The 18,917-nt window shown below is 31.6% G+C and carries 17 protein-coding genes and 2 tRNA genes; 18 read left to right on the top strand and 1 reads right to left on the bottom strand.

Going from position 1 to position 18,917, the window contains the following annotated elements; genetic code table 11:
• Window positions 1-12: 12 nt before the first annotated feature.
• Window positions 13-1,563, top strand: a complete 1,551-nt coding sequence (locus QIA46_RS01970) for a hypothetical protein (protein WP_317268251.1) — start codon at window positions 13-15, stop codon at window positions 1,561-1,563.
• Window positions 1,564-1,572: 9 nt separating this feature from the next.
• Here the strand turns inward: QIA46_RS01970 and QIA46_RS01965 are convergent, their stop codons facing one another.
• Window positions 1,573-2,232, bottom strand: coding sequence for an ankyrin repeat domain-containing protein (locus QIA46_RS01965; protein WP_317268250.1), 660 nt, complete (start codon window positions 2,230-2,232; stop codon window positions 1,573-1,575).
• A 339-nt stretch (window positions 2,233-2,571) separates the two neighbouring features.
• Here QIA46_RS01965 and QIA46_RS01960 point away from each other — a divergent pair, with 339 nt between their 5' ends.
• The 17 genes from QIA46_RS01960 (at window position 2,572) to bmpC (ending at window position 18,888) form a co-directional block, all read left to right on the top strand.
• Complete coding sequence (locus QIA46_RS01960; RefSeq protein ID WP_317268249.1) at window positions 2,572-3,603, top strand: hypothetical protein; 1,032 nt, start codon at window positions 2,572-2,574, stop codon at window positions 3,601-3,603.
• Window positions 3,604-3,616: 13 nt separating this feature from the next.
• Window positions 3,617-4,465, top strand: a complete 849-nt coding sequence (locus tag QIA46_RS01955) for a hypothetical protein (protein ID WP_317268248.1) — start codon at window positions 3,617-3,619, stop codon at window positions 4,463-4,465.
• 73 nt (window positions 4,466-4,538) lie between these two features.
• Window positions 4,539-4,611: transfer RNA gene (locus QIA46_RS01950), tRNA-Thr, on the top strand.
• Between the two features lie 27 nt (window positions 4,612-4,638).
• On the top strand, window positions 4,639-4,818 hold the full coding sequence (gene rpmG, locus QIA46_RS01945; protein WP_002556991.1) for a 50S ribosomal protein L33: 180 nt from the start codon (window positions 4,639-4,641) through the stop codon (window positions 4,816-4,818).
• A gap of 8 nt (window positions 4,819-4,826) precedes the next feature.
• Window positions 4,827-4,899: transfer RNA gene (locus QIA46_RS01940), tRNA-Trp, on the top strand.
• A gap of 27 nt (window positions 4,900-4,926) precedes the next feature.
• The gene (gene secE, locus QIA46_RS01935) at window positions 4,927-5,097 is read left to right on the top strand and encodes a preprotein translocase subunit SecE (RefSeq protein WP_002556990.1); all 171 of its coding nucleotides are present in this window, start codon (window positions 4,927-4,929) and stop codon (window positions 5,095-5,097) included.
• Between the two features lie 23 nt (window positions 5,098-5,120).
• Window positions 5,121-5,675 carry a transcription termination/antitermination protein NusG gene (nusG, locus tag QIA46_RS01930; RefSeq protein WP_317268247.1) on the top strand — a complete coding sequence of 185 codons (555 nt, stop codon included), beginning with the start codon at window positions 5,121-5,123 and terminating at the stop codon, window positions 5,673-5,675.
• 51 nt (window positions 5,676-5,726) lie between these two features.
• A complete protein-coding gene (gene rplK / locus QIA46_RS01925) occupies window positions 5,727-6,158 on the top strand; it encodes a 50S ribosomal protein L11 (protein ID WP_317268246.1) in 432 nt (143 codons plus the stop codon).
• The gene (gene rplA, locus QIA46_RS01920; RefSeq protein WP_317268245.1) at window positions 6,158-6,838 is read left to right on the top strand and encodes a 50S ribosomal protein L1; all 681 of its coding nucleotides are present in this window, start codon (window positions 6,158-6,160) and stop codon (window positions 6,836-6,838) included. The genes rplK and rplA overlap by 1 nt, the downstream gene beginning before the upstream one ends.
• Before the next feature lie 4 nt (window positions 6,839-6,842).
• A complete protein-coding gene (gene rplJ, locus QIA46_RS01915; RefSeq protein ID WP_317268244.1) occupies window positions 6,843-7,331 on the top strand; it encodes a 50S ribosomal protein L10 in 489 nt (162 codons plus the stop codon).
• A gap of 70 nt (window positions 7,332-7,401) precedes the next feature.
• A complete protein-coding gene (gene rplL, locus QIA46_RS01910; protein WP_316256156.1) occupies window positions 7,402-7,776 on the top strand; it encodes a 50S ribosomal protein L7/L12 in 375 nt (124 codons plus the stop codon).
• Between the two features lie 84 nt (window positions 7,777-7,860).
• Window positions 7,861-11,328 carry a DNA-directed RNA polymerase subunit beta gene (gene rpoB, locus QIA46_RS01905; RefSeq protein ID WP_317268243.1) on the top strand — a complete coding sequence of 1,156 codons (3,468 nt, stop codon included), beginning with the start codon at window positions 7,861-7,863 and terminating at the stop codon, window positions 11,326-11,328.
• A gap of 15 nt (window positions 11,329-11,343) precedes the next feature.
• A complete protein-coding gene (rpoC, locus tag QIA46_RS01900; RefSeq protein WP_317268242.1) occupies window positions 11,344-15,477 on the top strand; it encodes a DNA-directed RNA polymerase subunit beta' in 4,134 nt (1,377 codons plus the stop codon).
• Between the two features lie 67 nt (window positions 15,478-15,544).
• Entirely contained in the window at window positions 15,545-15,919 is a 375-nt protein-coding gene (gene rpsL / locus QIA46_RS01895) for a 30S ribosomal protein S12 (protein WP_002656492.1), read from the top strand.
• 24 nt (window positions 15,920-15,943) lie between these two features.
• Window positions 15,944-16,417, top strand: coding sequence for a 30S ribosomal protein S7 (rpsG, locus tag QIA46_RS01890; RefSeq protein ID WP_317268241.1), 474 nt, complete (start codon window positions 15,944-15,946; stop codon window positions 16,415-16,417).
• A gap of 97 nt (window positions 16,418-16,514) precedes the next feature.
• On the top strand, window positions 16,515-17,540 hold the full coding sequence (gene bmpD, locus QIA46_RS01885; RefSeq protein ID WP_317268240.1) for a nucleoside ABC transporter substrate-binding protein BmpD: 1,026 nt from the start codon (window positions 16,515-16,517) through the stop codon (window positions 17,538-17,540).
• A gap of 286 nt (window positions 17,541-17,826) precedes the next feature.
• Window positions 17,827-18,888: a nucleoside ABC transporter substrate-binding protein BmpC gene (gene bmpC, locus QIA46_RS01880; RefSeq protein WP_317268239.1), complete on the top strand. Its 1,062-nt coding sequence runs from the start codon at window positions 17,827-17,829 to the stop codon at window positions 18,886-18,888.
• Window positions 18,889-18,917 lie beyond the last annotated feature (29 nt).

The following is an 18,917-nucleotide window of genomic DNA, read 5'->3' as shown; positions in this document are numbered from 1 at the left end:
TGTGTTGTTATATTGCTTGTGGGTGTTTTTGGGGGTTTTTTGTATAAGTATCCTGATTCTGTAGATACAGATTTAGATTCAAGATTGCCTAATATTTCAACTTTAGAAGAGCATGATAAGAATTTTTTTACTAAGGATTTTTATAAAAATCTTATTTCAAGCAGTAAAGAAATTGGTTTTAAGCTTCATAAAGTTTTAGTAGACTATTTAAATCCACAGTCAGAAGAGGTTGATAGGGTTTTAAAATATAATCAAGTGATTAACATTTATTGGTCTTTTCTCAGATCAATTGCAAAAAACATTTCACAATTGACTATGGAGCAGAAAATTTTATTTAGATTTGCTGCCCTTATTCCAAATGCACTTGGATCTGAAATTCAGCTATTGATTTCAAAAACCATTTGGGACAATCATTATAATGAGTCTTTTATTTATTTTGATGAATGGCTTTATGGGGTTAATAGTTTTAAGCTTAGTAGATTAGCAACCGATTTGCCAACGGATAATTTTAAAGAAGAAGATTTGGAAAAAATTTTACTTAATAAGAAAGAAAAACTTTTGGCAAATATTGATTTTGCAAAAAGCAGTCTTAAGAGAACTGATAAAATCCGAGAAGAGGCTCTTAATAAGTTAAGAAGTATGTTTGAATTTTTGTTTTCAAATAATATTCAAAACGATTTAACTTATATGACTGAATACGGAGTGCAGAGTTCTTATCCCAATTCAATTTTAAAGCCTTTGAATTTTGCTAATAATTATGTTGATGATCTTATTAAATCAAATCGAGATATTAATGTTTTTATTAATAAAATTGAAGACACTAACAGAGAGCTTTTAGAAATTCAAAATAAAATGAATAATATTGGGATGTCTGTTGAATCGGCTATTGCACATGATGAAGTTGAAGTTATCAGAAGCGCCAATAAACTTGCAATAGGGCCAAGAGGCAATCATTTTCCTATTCTTTTGAAAAATAATATAGTTGCTAACCCTCAATTTTTTGGAAGCAGAGAAAGAATTATGCAGCTTGTTTGGGAAATCGAAGATATTCAGCCTAGACTTTTTCAAAAAGCATATAGAGGAGATTTGATCAGAGTAGTTCCTTATTTTATATTAATACCTTCTTATGGTGATAAAGGAATTTGCTGGGAATCGATTGATGTTAAAAACAGAGCAAATGGCAGGGGTAAAGTATTAATCCCTATGTATGCTAAAAACTTAAGAAAAGCGGTTATTTTAGGTATTGGTGATTTTGTTTGGGAACTTGCAAAAGAACAAGCTTCTTTTAGATGGATGGAAACAGGAATTACAGGTCAATATTACGATTATTATGTTAAATTTATTAAAAAGGGAAATGTTAAAAATTTTTTTCTAGAAGATTATTTTCTTTGGATAGAAAAAGAAAGTAAAGGAATTCAAAAACTTGAGAAATTGGTGCGCGGCATAATGTGGAGAAATTTACCCTTTTCTAAAAATTTAAAAGAGTCACTTGCTAAAAAATCTTTTATATACAAAGACCTTATTGATAAAGATAAAAATATTCAAGTATCTGATGGGTATTAAATTTATTTTCTATTTTACTAAAATTCGAACTATTTCTTTGTTTTTAAGCGTTTTAAGTTCTTTTTTATAATTGTCGTCAATATAAATTTTTTTCTTTTCCAGATATTTAATTAATTTTATATTTTCTGTTTCTATTGCGGCTTGCATTGGTGTTTTTCTATTTTTAAGTGTGGAACTTAAATCAGCTCCGCTTTCTTTTAAAAATTCAAATACTTTTTCGTTATTAGTATATATTGCCCAAAATATCGGAGAATAACCGGTATCATCTATTTGATTAAGGCTTATTCCGTAATCCACCAATATTTTTATGATTTCAAATTCATTGTTTATTATTGAAATTGAAATTGGAGATACTTTATATCTAAAGTTTATTTCTGCTCCAAAATTTAGTGCAATTAAAACCCCCTTTTTATTGTTGAAAAAAACAGATATTATAAAAAGTTCATTTTTAACTTTTTCTAAACCTTGTAAGATTTCTTTGTCGTTTATATTTATTGAATTTATAAATTCATTTAAAGTGTCTTTATCTTTTTGATATTCCTTACTATTGAAGACATATAATTTTTTTTGCAATTCTTTTACTATTGAAGTGCTTGTATTGATATTTATTGAATTTAAATTCATTATTATTTGTAATAATAGTAAAAGTATAATGAATTCTTTTTTCATGTTTTGCGAGTTTTATATTCCTTTAATAAAGCGTTTAATTTTAGACGATTGCTTTTTTAAATAGGCATTAAATTAACATTTATTATAGGGCATTATAAGATTATTTTTCAACGTTTTTGCGTTTACAATTGTAAGTTATGAAATGATTTTTATTATTTTTTAAATATTGAGTTTATATTAAATTTTAAATTTAGGCTTTAGATTCGTTGTTTTGCTGTTTTTGTATTGATTTTAATATAAAATGTAGCCATGTTAATTTGGTCTTTATAAGAATTTTGACAATTTTTTAAATTGAGGTGTGCATTTTATTATGTATAATTTATATTGTAAAATACTTTTATGAATCTATTGGCCGAAATTGCTAAATTTATTTTGATTTTGTTTTTGTGTTCTTCTTGTAACCAAAAACAAAGCGAGATTCAAAATCTTACTCATCTTTTAAAGTCTTCTAATAAAAATAGATTAGATAAATTTCTTATTATTGATAGGGTGGTTAATATATATGTTGCAAATAAAAATTATGAGGACGCTTTAGAAATTGTAAATAGCGGAATTATTGATGATGAATCTAGAGAATATTATCCTTTGTATCTTTATTTAATGGGCAATATTTATAGTTCCATGGGAGAAGATTTTGTAGCTTTTAGTATTTACAGGTGTGTTGTTGATAATTTTGATGATTATGTTTATGAGAACTGTTCAGTTAAAACAAGGGCGGCTAAAAAGATTGTCAATTTAAATATTGATTCAATCAATAAAATCAATTATTACAAATTTATATTGAATACAGGGATTGATAATTTAAATAATGAGGAAAAGGGTAATTATTTTTATAATCTTGCATTAAGTTTGGAAGATGCTCAAGATTACGATGAATCTTATTTTTACTATAAAAAATTTCTTTCAATTCCAAGATCACATTTAAAAATAGATTCTAGAGACTATTTTAATGTTGTTACAAAAGTTAATTACTTTAATAATCCAGAGTTTGTTGTTTATAGAAATTTAGGAGATTTGATCCACGATGTTAAAAATTTTATTCTTTCTGGGGATACTTCTAAATTGCTTAATATAAGGGATAAAAATAATTTTTTTATTCAAAGCTGGGATCAAAAGGGCGGAAAGAGCAATTCTATTAATACTAATAGCTTTTTAACTACGATGATTAGGCTTGGAGGGAGAAGGAAAAACGGAATACAATTTGCAAAGCATCTTGAGGCAGATTCTAGTGATGATATATCTTATCTTGAATCAAGCGGATGGGATCATATTCGGGAATGGTATTTTGTTTTTAAAAGAATTGTTTATCCTAAAGATCCAGAAATTAATAATGGTTGGACTTGGATAGGCGTTTATTTAGGTAAAAAATAATAGGAAGGAGATAATGCATTTTATTAAGGTTCTTTTTAGTTGTTTATTTCTACTTTATTCTAATGTTTCTATAATAAAAGATGAAGCTGCTGAGACAAGTGTGCACAGAATAATTGATTGGGATAGGAAGGTTATTTGTTTTGACATTGTTAAGGAAATTAATGAAAATGAATTTAGACCAGTAGGTTTAAATACGGCGTCTAAATTAATAGCAACCATTAATGATTTTAAAGACTCTTTAATAAGAGAATCTCTTTTTAAGATAATTATGGATTCTGAAAATACTTTTAAGAATTATTTTGACTTGAATCCCAGCTTAATACTTAATTTTTCAGGTCCTAATAGCATTTTGAAAAGATCTTATATAAAATATTCAGAAGATTTAAGAAGTCTAACTGTTAGGTATGAGCTTAGTCTTTTCCCCGATTTTATAAATTTATTTTTTTCACATGAAAAGCCTTATAAAGCTTTTTATCCATTGGTAAATTCTGATGTTGATAAAACCAATTATACAGGAATTGTGATTTATGTCGGTGAAGTTTACAATAATGCTTTTGGTTCTAAAAAATTAGAAGACTCTTTTTTTATCAAAATTTATGATGAAAACATTAGGCCATATTTTGATAAGAGAATGGTTTCTTCAGAGGCTTTGAAAAAATGGGGAATGCTTGAGTATAGCAATGATGTTCTTTATAATAATAAAAATAGAGTTGGACATCGTCCTTTAAAGTTAGTTGCCAAAAGTATTTATGGTAAAAATAATACAGATATTATACTTGATGAGCATTCTATTAATAAGTTGTTTTCAAATAGTAACAACATTAAACTTTTGCAAGATGGAAAACTTGTTGTAATAAAATAATAAAATTAAATTTAGTGCTTGTTTTTTTCCAAACAATCCACTAAGATAATAAAGAGTTTTATAGGGAATTAGTGCCCTTATAGCTCAGTTGGTAGAGCACCACCATGGTAAGGTGGGGGTCGTCGGTTCAAGTCCGATTGGGGGCTTTTGTTGGTAGTTAGGAGTTTTGTTGTATGGGTAAAAAGAAGGGCAAAGGAGCGGTTGAGCTTATATCTTTGATTTGTGAAGAGACAGGAATTAGAAATTATACCACTACTAAGAATAGACGCAATAAGCAGGAAAAGTTGGAATTGATGAAATATTGTCCAAAATTGCGAAAACATACTCTTCACAAGGAAGGAAAAATAAAATAATAAATAATAGGTCAGTAGTTCCAATGGTAGAACGACAGTCTCCAAAACTGTATGCTGGGGGTTCGAATCCCTCCTGACCTGTTGTTAGAATTAAAGTGAGGCTTTAAAGTGTTTAGGTTTATCAAAGATAGTATCTTAGAGCTTAAGAAGGTGACGTGGCCTAAGTATAATGAAGTGGTTGGAAATGGAAAACAAGTTTTTTGGCTGGTATTATTTGTTTCAATTTTCTTGGGTATAGTCGATTATCTCATGTTTCTTGTTGTAACTTATGTATTTTAGTTTTATTGTAAGAAGGGTAAATTATGTCTAGAGCTTGGTATGTAGTTCAAACTTATTCTCAATATGAGAAAAAAATAGAGCAGGACATAAGACTTTTAATAAGCGAAGGTGTTTTTGGGGATCTAGTATTAGATGTTAAGGCTCCTATTGAAAAAGTAGAAGAGATAAGAAATGGTAAGAAAAGAATAAGAGAGAGAAAAATTTGGCCAGGCTATATTCTTATTGAGCTAGATCTTCCGGAAGTAGGCTGGAAAGATGTTGTTGCTAATATTATCAAAGTTCAAGGTGTTATTAATTTTGTTGGTGTTAGTAAGGGGCAAAAGCCTATTCCCATTAATGATGAAGAAGTAAAAAATGTTTTTATGCTTACTGGTGAGATTAAAGCAAATAAATCCATTTTTATGCTTTATGACTTTGAAGAAGGAGAAAGGGTTAGGATTAAAGGTGGACCTTTTGACTCTTTTGAAGGTCTTATTAGTTCTATTGATTATGAAAGAAAGAAATTAAAAGTTGCAGTTCAAATTTTTGGAAGATCAACGCCTGTTGAAGTTGATTTCCAGCATATAGAAAAGATTTAAAATTTAATACTAATGGGAGCTTTGAAGGCGTTATTACCATAAGGAGATGATATGGCAAAAAAAAAAGCAATTTCTTGGATTAAATTACAGGTTCCAGCTGCTCAAGCGGCTCCAGGAGCCAAAATAGGGCAAGCGCTTGGTCCTCATGGAGTTAGTGGTCCTCAGTTTGTAAAAGAATTTAATGAGAGAACCGCAAAGATGGATCCTGGCATTGTGGTTCCTGTTATTATTACTGTTTATAGCGACAAAAGTTTTTCTTTTATTATAAAGACTCCCCCAGCTTCGATTTTAATTAAAAAAGCTATTGGGATAGAATCAGGATCTAAAAAATCTAATACAGATAAAGTTGGGACTATATCAAGAGAAAAGTTGATGGAGATAGTAAGAATTAAAATGCCTGATTTAAATGCAAAGTCAGAGTCAGCAGCGTTTAAAATTATTGCAGGAAGTGCACGTTCAATGGGTGTTGAGGTGGAGAAGTAATGTCAAAAAAAGGTAAAAAATATATTGAAGCTTTTTCCAAAGTAGATAAGAATAAATTTTATAACATTGAAGATGCAATTTCACTGTTGAAAGAAATTAAATTTGCCAAATTTGATGAAACCATAGATATATCTATTAACCTTAATTTAAAAAAGAATCATACTGTTAGAGACACTATAGTTTTGCCAAATCAGTTTATGAAGCCAAAAAGAATACTTGTTTTTGCAAAAGGTGATCGAGCAGATGAAGCTAGAGCTTTTGGTGCAACTTATGTTGGCGATGATGATCTTATAAATAAGATTAAAGGTGGTTGGGATGAATTTGATATTGTTGTTGCAACTCCTGATATGATGAAGGATGTTGGAAGACTTGGCCCTATTTTAGGAAAAAGGGGGTTAATGCCCAATCCAAAGACCCAAACAGTCACAAATAATCTTAAAGATGCAATCAACAGTCTTAAAAAAGGGCGAACAGAATTTAGAGCAAATAAAAATGGCGTAATAAGCTTTTCTTTTGGTAAATCTTCTATGGATAATGAAAAGATAAAAGAAAATTATGAAGAATTTATCAAGGAAGTTATTAAAAAAAGACCGAGTGATTTAAAGGGAGCTTTTATAGATAGTATTTATATTTCATCTACTATGGGGCCTTCTATAAAAGTTAATTTTGTTTGGAGGTAACATTATGAGTGCAAAGATAAATTCTAAAAAGTTGGAAATGTTTGATTTATTAAAACAATTTGTAGATGACAAACAAAATCTTTTTTTCTTAGATTATAGAGGTTTAAATGTAGCTCAGTTGACAGAACTTCGCAATAAAATAGAGAGAGAACATGGAGCATTAAAAGTTGTTAAAAACAATATAATGAAGATGGTTTTAAAAGAAAAGAATATTAATGTTGTTGATTCTTGTTTGGTTGGCCCTACGGTTGTTGTTACTGCATTAGAAGAGGCTAATGTAATAGCAAAAATTTTTTATGATTTTGTAAAAAGTAGTACTTTAAAAGTAAAGGGCGGTTTTGTATTAGGAGAGTTTTATGATGAGGCTAAAGTTCAAACTTATAGCAAACTTCCTACCAAAAAAGAATCTATTTCTTTATTTGCTAGCGTGTTAAAAGCGCCAGTTTCTAAGCTTGCAAGAACATTGAAAGCTTTGGCTGATGTTAAAAATTAACATGGCAGTGTTAGTCTTAATTTTTGAGTGCATGCTATCACTGTAAAATGAAAATATATAAGGAGTTAATATGGCACTAAATAAAGAAGATATTTTAACCTGGCTTGAGGGTGCAAAAACTATGGAAGTTGTTGACCTTGTAACAGCTATTGAGGAAAAGTTCGGAGTAACTGCAGCTGTTTCTGCTGGTGTGGGGGGAGCTGTTTCAGCAGGTTCAGCTGATTCTGAAGAACAAACTGAATTTGATGTAATTCTTATGTCTTTTGGGGATAGCAAGATAAATGTTATAAAAGAGGTTAGAGCTATTACGGGACTTGGTCTTGGAGAAGCTAAGGCGTTAGTTGAAGCTGCTCCTAAAGCTATTAAAGAAGGTCTTTCTAAGTCAGATGCTGAGGAATTAAAAAAGAAACTTGAGGCAGTTGGCGCAAAAGTTGAAGTTAAATAAAAAATTAAAAATATATCAAAGTTGTTATATTCCGCATGTCGTTATGATATGCGGCTTGTTATGTCTTAAAAAAGGAGTCTTTTAATGATAAAAAGAGTTCATCTGGGACAAGGAAGAGCTGATGAGATTTTAGACCTACCTAACCTGATAGAAATACAATTAAATTCTTATGAAAAATTTTTACAACTTGATAAATTAAAAAATAAAAAACCTTTACTTAATGAAGGCCTTGAATCTGTTTTTAGAAATATATTTCCCATCAAAAGTGGAAATGGCGATGTTGCTCTTGAGTATGAAAGATACTATATGGAAAATGATGCACTTAATTTTACAGAAAAAGAATGTAAAAGAAAGGGTCAAAGTTATGAGGCTGTTTTAAAAGTAAGACTGAATTTGCAATTTTTGACTACTGGGGAAATAAGGCAAAAAGACGTATACATGGGAACTATTCCTTTAATGACAGAAAGGGGCACTTTTATTATTAATGGGGCTGAGAGGGTTGTTGTTTCTCAGATTCACAGATCCCCAGGAGTTGTTTTTTATAAAGAAAAAGACTTGTATTCTGCTAGAATAATTCCTTATCGTGGTTCTTGGCTAGAATTTGAGGTTGATTCTAAAAAAGATTATCTTTATGTAAAAATAGATAGAAAAAAAAGAATACTCATAACTCTTTTTTTAAGAGCTTTGGGGTTTGATACGAGAGAAAAAATAATAGAAACTTTTTATAACATTAAAAAAATTAAAGTTAAAGACGATACAAAAAGAGATCTTCCAGGGCAATATTTAGCCAAGAGTATTAATATAAGAGAGAATATGTATTATCGAGCAGGAGATAAAATTACTCTGCAAGATGTTGAAGATTTTTTACAAAATGGAGTAAATGAAATAGAGCTTGTTGATTTTGATGGTTATGATGATATTCCTGGAAAATGCTTTGTAAGTTCGAATGTTATTTTAAATTGTCTTGAAAAAGAGGATGCGTTTTTTGCTTTAAAGGATGGTTCTAAAGAGCTTCCAAAAGAATCAGTTATGCTGGCTGTTTATGGTTCTCTTTTTCCCGGTGAGCCAATATCAATTGATAATGCTGAAAACGATTTAAAGACTATATTTTTTTCTGAAAGAAGATATGATCTTGGACGTGTAGGGCGCTATAAACTTTCTAAAAAATTTGGATTTGATGATTTAAATACGTCAGTTTTAACTATGGATGATATTGTTAACACTATATCGCATCTTTTAAGAATATATGAAGGTCATGATGTTCTTGATGATATTGATCATTTGGGAAATAGAAGAGTTCGTTCTGTTGGGGAGCTTCTTACTAATATATATAAAGGCGCTATGTCAAGGGTTGAAAAAATTGCTAAAGATAGAATGTCTAACAAGGAAGTTTTTAATTTAAAGCCTCAAGAATTAATTAGCGTTAAACCTGTTGTATCTGCTGTTAAAGAATTTTTTGCAACCAGTCAGCTTTCACAGTTCATGGACCAGGTCAATCCTTTGGCCGAACTTACTCATAAAAGACGTCTCAATGCGCTTGGGCCGGGGGGACTTTCAAGGGATAGGGCAGGATTTGAAGTAAGAGATGTGCATTATACTCATTATGGTAGAATGTGTCCTATTGAAACTCCTGAAGGACCAAATATTGGGCTTATTGTTTCTTTGGCTACCTATTCCAGGGTTAATGATTATGGTTTTTTAGAAACCCCTTACAGGAAAGTTGTTAATGGAGAAGTGACTGATCAATTGGAATATTTATCTGCTATTGACGAAGAGAAAAAGTGCATTGCTCAGGCTAATGCCGCTTTTAATTCTAATGGAAAGTATCTTGAAGATTTAGTTTCTGTTAGAATTTCTGGTGATTATACTACAACAAGCCCCACGAACATAGACTATATGGATGTTTCTCCTAGGCAGTTAATTTCAGTGTCTTCAGCGTTAATTCCTTTTCTTGAGCACAATGATGCCAATCGGGCGCTTATGGGGTCTAATATGCAAAGACAAGCAGTGCCCCTGCTTTTTCCCAACCCCCCTATTGTTGGTACGGGCATGGAAAGTGTTGTTGCAAAGGATTCAGGGGTAGTCGTTAAGGCTAAAAGAAGTGGGGAAGTTATTCTGGCAACAAGTAGTAAGATAGTTGTTAAACCTTTTGAAGCAGAGAATTCTAAAGATTTGGATGAATATCATATTGTTAAGTATGAAAGGACAAATCAAGATACTTGCTTTAATCAATCCGTTTTAGTTAAAGAGGGTCAAAAGGTTGAAAGGGGCGAAATAATAGCTGACGGCCCTGCTACTAGATTTGGGGAGCTTGCTCTTGGCAATAATTTGTTGTTAGGAGTTATTCCTTGGAATGGATTTAATTATGAGGATGCTATATTGATTTCTGATAGAATTGTAAAGGAAGATCTTTATACATCTATTCATATCAAAGAATTTAGCATAGAGGTAAGAGAAACTAAGCTTGGTCCTGAAAAAGTTACAGGAGATATACCTAATGTTAGCGAAAAAATACTAAACAAATTGGATGAAAATGGGATTATACGGATAGGAACTTATGTAAAACCCGGTGATATTTTGGTTGGCAAAGTTACTCCAAAGTCAGAAGGAGACATTACTCCTGAATTCAGGCTTTTAACTTCTATTTTTGGAGAAAAAGCAAAAGATGTTAAAAATAATTCATTAAAAGTTCCTCATGGTACTGAAGGCACAGTTATTGATGTTCAAAGGATTACTAAAGAGGATGTTGGCAATCTTTCTCCTGGAGTTGAAGAAATACTTAAAGTTTATGTTGCCAAAAAAAGGAAACTTAAAGAGGGCGATAAAATGGCTGGACGACATGGCAATAAGGGCGTTGTTGCAAAGATTCTTCCTGTTGAAGATATGCCTTATCTTGCAGACGGAACCCCTCTTGATATATGCTTAAATCCTTTGGGAGTTCCGTCTAGAATGAATATCGGACAGTTGATGGAATCTCAATTGGGCCTTGCTGGTAAATATCTTGGTGAATCTTATAATGTTCCTGTTTTTGAATCTGCTACAAATGAACAAATTCAGAAAAAATTAAAAAAAGCGGGATTTAATCCAACTTCTAAAGAAATTTTATATGATGGTTATACAGGAGAACCGTTCGAAAATGAAGTAATGGTCGGGGTGATTTACATGCTTAAACTGCACCATCTTGTTGATGATAAAATGCACGCAAGATCAACAGGCCCATATTCTCTTGTTTCTCAGCAACCCCTTGGAGGAAAAGCTCAATTCGGTGGGCAAAGGCTTGGAGAAATGGAGGTTTGGGCTCTTGAAGCTTATGGTGCAGCACACACCCTTCAAGAACTTTTAACAGTTAAATCTGATGATATGTCAGGCAGAGTCAAGATATATGAAAATATAGTAAAAGGTGTTCCCACCAATGTATCTGGAATTCCTGAGTCTTTTAATGTGCTAATGCAAGAGCTTAGAGGGCTTGGGCTTGATTTGTCAATTTATGATGATGCTGGGAATCAGGTTCCTTTGACAGAAAAAGAAGAAGAATTGATTAATAAAAGCTAGGTTTTTGGAGTTTTTATGAAAGAGATAAAAGATTTTGAAAGAATAAAGATTAAAATAGCATCTCCTGACCAAATTAGAAATTGGTCTTATGGGGAAGTTAAAAAATCCGAAACTATTAATTATAGAACTTTAAGACCCGAAAAGGATGGGCTTTTTTGTGAAAGGATTTTTGGTACTACAAAGGAATGGGAATGTTATTGTGGCAAATTTAAATCAGTTAGATATAAAGGCATTATTTGTGATCGTTGTAATGTAGAGGTTACCCATTTTAAGGTTAGACGTGAAAGAATGGGGCATATTGAGCTAGCAGCCCCAGTTGCTCATATTTGGTATTACAAATATATACCTTCTAGGATTGGGCTTTTACTTGATATTACAGCATCTAGTTTGAATTCTATTCTTTATTATGAAAAATATGTAGTAATTGAACCGGGTGATACTGATCTTAAAAAAATGCAGCTTTTAAATGAAGATGAGTACATAGAGGCTAGAGAGCGATATGGTATGTCTTTTAATGCTTCAATGGGAGCCGAGGCTATTAAAACTCTTCTTGAAAATCTTGATCTTGATGAGCTTTCATCTAAGCTTAGGATTCAAATGATAGATAAAGATGATAAAACCGATAAGAAACTCTTAAGACGTCTTGAAATTATTGAAAATTTTAAAATTTCTGGCAATAAGCCAGAATGGATGATTATGGAAGTTCTTCCTGTTATTCCCCCAGAGATTAGGCCAATGGTTCAGCTTGATGGGGGGCGTTTTGCAACATCTGATCTTAATGATCTTTACAGAAGAGTTATAAATAGAAATAATCGTTTAAGGAAGTTGCTTCTTCTTAATGCGCCAGAGATTATTGTGAGAAATGAAAAAAGAATGCTTCAAGAATCAGTAGATTCTCTTTTTGACAATTCTCATAAAAGAAAGGTTGTCAAAGGTTCATCTAGTAGGCCCCTTAAATCACTTTCCGATGCGTTAAAAGGTAAGCAGGGAAGGTTTAGACAAAATCTTCTTGGTAAAAGAGTAGATTATTCTGGTCGTTCTGTTATTGTGGTTGGGCCTGAGCTGAAGCTACATCAATGTGGATTGCCTGCAAAAATGGCCCTTGAGCTTTTTAAGCCTTTTGTGATAAGAAAACTGATTGAGAGTGAATCTGTTTTTAATATCAAAAGAGCAAAGAATTTAATAGAGCAAGAGGTTGATGAGGTATGGCAAATTTTAGATCTTGTTATTAAAGAGCATCCTATTCTTTTAAATAGGGCACCAACTCTTCATAGACTTGGAATTCAAGCTTTTGAGCCTGTGTTAGTTGAGGGCAAGGCAATAAAATTGCATCCTCTTGTTTGTCATGCATATAATGCGGATTTTGATGGTGATCAAATGGCGGTACATGTACCTCTTACTCCAGCAGCACAAGCTGAAAGTTGGGCTTTAATGCTTTCAACAAATAATCTTTTAAATCCTGCTAATGGGCATCCTATTGTTTTTCCATCCCAAGATATCGTTTTGGGCCTATATTATTTAACTATGGAAAAAAAGAATGTTGTTGGAGAAGGTAAAAAGTTTTTAAACTTTAGTAATGTTATTCTTGCCATAAATAATAGAAGTCTAGATTACAATGCTTCTATTTATGTAAAAATTGATGGTGAGTACAAAAAAACTACAGCTGGTAGGGTTATATTTAATGAGGCTTTGCCCAATGGAATTGAATTTGTAAATAAAACTCTTAGTGATTTGGAGCTACAAATTTTAATATCAAAAGTTTATGTAGTTCATGGTTCTTCTACTGTAATTGAAATGCTTGACATTATCAAGGAGCTTGGTTTTAGGTATGCTACTAAGTTTGGGTGCACAATTAGTATGAGCGATATTATTGTTCCTGATGAAAAAAGAACTTATGTAGAAAGGGCCAACAAAGAGATTGCTAAAATTCAAAATGATTATGCTAAAGGTGTTATTACTGGTGAAGAGCGATATAACAATGTAGTTTCTGTTTGGTTAAAGACCAATGAAGAACTTACTAATAAGATGATGGAAATTTTAAAGAGAGACAGAGATGGATTTAATGTTATATATATGATGGCAGATTCTGGTGCTAGGGGTAGTAGGAATCAAATAAGACAGCTTGCTGGTATGAGAGGATTAATGGCAAAAACTTCTGGAGATATTATTGAGCTTCCAATTATTTCTAACTTTAAAGAAGGTCTTTCTGTGATAGAGTTTTTTATATCTACAAATGGAGCAAGAAAAGGTCTAGCAGATACTGCTCTTAAGACCGCTGATGCTGGATATTTAACTCGAAGATTAGTGGACATTGCTCAAGACGTTGTTGTTAGAATAGAAGATTGTGGAACTATAAACGGAATAAAAGTTGAGACTGTAAAAAATGGTGAAGAAATATTAGAATCTTTGAAAGAAAAAGCTGTTGGGAGTTATTCTATTGAAAGAATAAAAAATCCAATTACCGGTGAGATTGTTTTAGATGCAAATGAAGAAATCTCAGAAGCTAAAATAGAGTTATTAGAAAAAATTGGTATTGAAAAACTTGTTATTAGGTCTGTTTTAACGTGTGAAGCTGAACATGGTGTTTGTCAAAAATGTTATGGTAGAGACTTTTCTAAGAACAAACCCGTTAATATTGGTGAGGCTGTAGGAATAATTGCTGCTCAGTCCATAGGTCAACCCGGCACTCAATTAACCATGAGAACTTTTCATATTGGTGGAGTTGCTCAGGCTGGTAGTGAGGATGATAAAATATCTTTAAAGAATGCCTTTATACTTAATGGAATAGAAGGTTTTAATGTTAGAGTTGACAATGGAATTCTTTTCACGAGAAAAGGAACTTTAAAAATAATCAATGTTTTTTATGAGGAAAAAATTAAGAACATAAAAGAGATTAAAGTTTTAGATTCTCAAAGAGTAATAAAAGGAATTCCTTTGTTTGTTGATAAAAAGGGTACAGAGATTCTCTCTTCTTATATTGGTTATGTTAAATTAAGAGATGATAATTTTTTTATAGTATCAGAAGAGCAAGAAGTTGCCTTGAAAGCGGGTACAAAGCTTGAAATAGAGGTTGGTGATTATGTTGAATCAGGCAAAGTTATTGGCACATTTGACCCATTTGCAGAGCCTATTATTGCAGAGGTTAAGGGTAAAATTAAATTTAAGGATATTATTTTAGGAACCACTCTTAAAGAAGAAATAAATACTGAAACAGGCAATGTTGAAAAAAGAATTACAGATAATGTTTTTGAATCTCTTGATCCTAGAATTTTTATTATTGATAGTAGTGGTATGGAGGTTGCATCTTATGTATTACCAGGGGATGCCTATCTTCAAGTTGAAGATGGTCAGAGTATTAATATAGGAGATACTATTGCAAAACTTTCTAAGGGTTCTGAAAAAACCCAAGATATTACAGGAGGATTGCCTCGTGTTAATGATCTTTTTGAAACAAGAATTCCTAAGAATTTGACTGAAATGGCCAAAGTAAGTGGAATTGTGCAATTTAAATCAATTCAAAAAGGTAAAAGACTTATTAATATTTTAGATGAGTATGGGGTTGAACATAAACATTATATTCCAGCGGGCAAACATCTTTTGGTTAGAGATGGAGATGTTGTTAAAGCAGGAGATATGCTTTGTGATGGTAGAATTAATCCTCATGATGTGCTTGAAATTTTAGGTGGGATTAGTTTGCAAGAGTTTCTGTTGGCAGAAATTCAGGATGTTTATCGAAAACAGGGTGTAAGTATTAATGACAAACATATTGGTGTGATAATCAAGCAAATGATGAAAAAAGTGAAGATTGTAGCAGTTGGTGATACTAATTTTGTTTATGGGCAAAAGGTAGATAAGCACACTTTTTATGAGCAAAATAAAAAAGTAATCGAACAAGGTGGTGAACCGGCAATAGCAAGTCCAATTCTTATAGGAGTAACCAAGACTTCTCTTAATATAGATTCTTTTATTTCCGCAGCGTCTTTCCAGGAAACAACAAAAGTATTAACAGATGCTTCAATTGCTGGGAAAATAGATGATCTTAGGGGATTGAAAGAAAATGTTGTAATTGGACATTTAATTCCTACTGGTACTGGTATGGGGCTTTATAAAAAAATTAAAGTCAGTGAAAATATCGATTATGAAGCTTAACTTGAAAATAAGTTATATATTTGCTACCATTTTATTAATAGTTTCAAGAAAAGGAGAGCGTTGATAAATGCCTACAATTAATCAGTTAATTAGAAAACCTAGAAAAAGTCAAACGGAGAAGACCGCATCTCCTGCGCTTCAAAATTGTCCTCAAAGAAGAGGAATTTGTACACGTGTAATGACCGTAACTCCCAAAAAGCCTAATTCGGCTTTAAGAAAAGTAGCACGTGTTAGACTTTCAAATGGATTTGAAGTAACAGCATATATTCCAGGAATTGGTCATAATTTACAAGAACACTCTGTAGTTCTAATTAGAGGTGGTCGAGTTAAAGATTTGCCTGGTGTAAGGTACCATATTGTTAGGGGAGCTAAAGATACCCTTGGTGTTAATAATAGGAAAAAGGGTAGATCTAAGTATGGAACAAAAAAGCCTAAAGCTTAACTGAAAGGTGGATGAGTATTAAATATGTCAAGAAAAAATAAAAAAATCAAAAAGAAAATTTTTGTTGATGCTAGGTACAATTCTAGAATTGTTGCAAAGTTTGCAAACAGAATGATGTATGATGGGAAAAAATCAATAAGCGAGAATATACTTTACAGTTCAATAGACTTACTTGCTGATAAGCTTGAAGAAAGCGATAAGATGGCTGTTTTTTATAAAGCTTTAGATAATATTAAGCCGTTGGTAGAAGTAAGAAGTAGACGTGTGGGTGGTGCTACGTATCAAGTTCCTGTTGAAGTTAGAGAAGAGAGAAGAGAAGCTTTGGCTATGAAGTGGATTATTTTTGCTGCTAGAAAGTCTAGTGGTAGGTCTATGAAGGAAAAGTTGTCAAATGAACTTTTAAATGCATATAATTCTACTGGAGCTGCTTTTAAGAAGAAAGAAGATACTCATAGAATGGCTGAGGCAAATAAAGCTTTTACTCATTATAGATGGTAAAAAGACACCTTTTGAAGGTGTCTTTTTTTGTTTATATGCGGTGTATTATTAAAACCATTTTTTGTATTTTTTTGTTAAAAATAAGGAGGGTATTTTTGTGTTAAAAAAAGTTTATTATTTTATTATTTTTTTGCTTGTTATTGCTTGTTCTAGCTCTGATGATGGAAAATCTGGGGTAAAAACAGTTTCGCTTATAGTTGATGGTGCTTTTGATGATAAAGGATTTAATGAAAGTTCTTCTAAGGCGATAAGAAAATTAAAGGCCGATTTAAATATAAATATAATTGAAAAAGCATCTACAGGTAGTTCTTATTTAGGAGATATTGCAAACTTAGAAGATGGTAATTCAAATTTGATTTGGGGAGTTGGATTTAGATTGTCAGACATTCTTTTGCAAAGAGCTAACGAGAATGTTTCTGTTAGTTATGCAATCATAGAGGGGGTTTACGATGAAATTCAAATACCCCAAAATCTTCTTAATATTAATTTTAGATCCGAAGAGGTGGCTTTTTTAGCAGGATATTTTGCTTCAAAGGCTTCTAAAACGGGTAAGATCGGATTTATTGGAGGAGTGAGAGGAAAAGTTTTGGAATCTTTTATGTATGGATATGAAGCTGGTGCTAAATATGCAAATTCTAATATTAAAGTGATCTCTCAATATGTTGGTACATTTGGAGACTTTGGACTTGGCCGCTCAACAGCGTCTAATATGTATCGGGATGGGGTTGATATTATATTTGCAGCTGCAGGACTTTCTGGTATAGGAGTAATTGAGGCTGCAAAAGAATTGGGGCCCGATCATTATATTATTGGAGTCGATCAGGATCAATCATATCTTGCTCCTAATAATGTTATTGTTTCTGCTGTAAAGAAAGTTGATTCATTGATGTATAGTTTAACAAAAGAATATTTAAAAACTGGATTTTTGAATGGGGGTAAGACCATATTTTTTGGGCTTAAAGAAGATGCACTTGATTTGGTTTTAAATGAAAACTTAAAATCAAATTATTCTGAGATTTATGACAAATCATTGAAAATCGGTCAAAGTATAATGAATGGTATAATAAAAGTGCCTTATGACAAGGCATCTTATGATAAGTTTGTTTTGCAAATGGAAAATTAACTCGGTTTTTATGAGTTGGTTTGTGGAAAATCTTTTTAATTCTTTAACTATATTTTAGAGAGTTTTTTAATTGTTGTAAGTTTTAATTTAAATTAATCTTGCAAAAGGGTTTAAATTTGGATATTGTGGTGATGTAGGAAAAATTATTTTTCCTACTACCGTGTTTTTATTAATGCTAGAAGTATCTTTTTAAGTATCTTATTGAATTTTTTATTTTATAAATAAAAAATACTACTTGTTAGTAAAATAAAGTTAATATTTTAATTTTGTAAGGAGAGGATTGATTTTGTTTAAAAGGTTTATTTTTATTGCTTTATCTTTATTAGTATTTTCTTGTTTTAAATCTAATAAAAAGTCTGTTAAATCTGACAAAGTTGTTGTAGGTGTTTTAGCTAATGGCAGCTTTTATGATAAGGGCTATAATCAAAGTGTTCATAGCGGCGTTGTAAAACTTAGAGATAATTTTGGAATAAAACTTATAACTAAATCTTTAAGGCCTTATCCTATTGAGGGTAAAAGACTTCTTACTGCTAGTGAGGCAATGACAGAGGATGCTTATGAAGTTCAAAAAAATCCTTTAAATCTTTTTTGGATGGTTGGATGCGAATTTTCCGACTTGTCTGTTAAGCTTTCTTACGAACGTCCAGATATTTATTATGGTATTATAGATGCTTTTGATTATGGCGATATTCAAGTTCCTAAGAATTCTTTGGCCATTAAGTTTAGAAATGAAGAAGCTGCATTTTTGGCTGGGTATATTGCTGCTAAGATGAGTAGAAAAGAAAAGATTGGATTTTTAACAGGCCCCGTTAGCGAGTATTTAAATGATTTTAAGTTTGGTTTTAAGGCGGGAATTTTTTATGCTAATCCTAAATTAAGATTAGTTTCAAAAAAAGCGCCCTCTCTTTTTGATAAAGAGAAAGGCAAGGCAATGGCTCTATTTATGTATAAAGAGGATAAGGTGGGCGTTATTTTCCCAATAGCTGGCGTAGCTGGTCTTGGAGTTTATGATGCTGCTAAGGAGCTTGGACCTAAGTATTATGTTATTGGCTTAAATCAAGATCAATCATATATTGCACCTCAAAATGTTATTACTTCAATACTTAAGGATATTGGCAAGGTTATTTATTCTATTTCATCAGAGTATATTAATAATGGAGTTTTTAAAGGCGGCATTGTTATTGATCGGGGTTTAAAGGAAGGAGTAATAGAGGTTGTTAAAGATCCTGATGTTTTAAATAATAGATTAGTTGATGAAGTTATTGATCTAGAAAATAAAATAATAAGTGGAGAAATTATTGTTCCTGATAGTGAATATGCATTTGATTTATTTAAATCAAAGTTATAAACTACTTAGGTATAGCTTTATTTGTAAAG

Source organism: Borreliella carolinensis, assembly GCF_032595855.2.
Taxonomy (GTDB): Bacteria; Spirochaetota; Spirochaetia; order Borreliales; family Borreliaceae; genus Borreliella; species Borreliella carolinensis.
This window is presented reverse-complemented; position numbering and strand designations above follow the sequence as displayed.

Excerpts from the sequence above, each read along its gene's own strand:
- QIA46_RS01965 (WP_317268250.1), bottom strand. The coding sequence starts at position 2,232 with ATGAAAAAAGAATTCATTATACTTTTACTATTATTACAAATAATAATG.
- QIA46_RS01960 (WP_317268249.1), top strand. The coding sequence starts at position 2,572 with ATGAATCTATTGGCCGAAATTGCTAAATTTATTTTGATTTTGTTTTTG.
- QIA46_RS01955 (WP_317268248.1), top strand. The coding sequence starts at position 3,617 with ATGCATTTTATTAAGGTTCTTTTTAGTTGTTTATTTCTACTTTATTCT.
- rpmG (WP_002556991.1), top strand. The coding sequence starts at position 4,639 with ATGGGTAAAAAGAAGGGCAAAGGAGCGGTTGAGCTTATATCTTTGATT.
- nusG (WP_317268247.1), top strand. The coding sequence starts at position 5,121 with ATGTCTAGAGCTTGGTATGTAGTTCAAACTTATTCTCAATATGAGAAA.
- rplK (WP_317268246.1), top strand. The coding sequence starts at position 5,727 with ATGGCAAAAAAAAAAGCAATTTCTTGGATTAAATTACAGGTTCCAGCT.
- rplA (WP_317268245.1), top strand. The coding sequence starts at position 6,158 with ATGTCAAAAAAAGGTAAAAAATATATTGAAGCTTTTTCCAAAGTAGAT.
- rplJ (WP_317268244.1), top strand. The coding sequence starts at position 6,843 with ATGAGTGCAAAGATAAATTCTAAAAAGTTGGAAATGTTTGATTTATTA.
- rplL (WP_316256156.1), top strand. The coding sequence starts at position 7,402 with ATGGCACTAAATAAAGAAGATATTTTAACCTGGCTTGAGGGTGCAAAA.
- rpoB (WP_317268243.1), top strand. The coding sequence starts at position 7,861 with ATGATAAAAAGAGTTCATCTGGGACAAGGAAGAGCTGATGAGATTTTA.
- rpoC (WP_317268242.1), top strand. The coding sequence starts at position 11,344 with ATGAAAGAGATAAAAGATTTTGAAAGAATAAAGATTAAAATAGCATCT.
- rpsL (WP_002656492.1), top strand. The coding sequence starts at position 15,545 with ATGCCTACAATTAATCAGTTAATTAGAAAACCTAGAAAAAGTCAAACG.
- rpsG (WP_317268241.1), top strand. The coding sequence starts at position 15,944 with ATGTCAAGAAAAAATAAAAAAATCAAAAAGAAAATTTTTGTTGATGCT.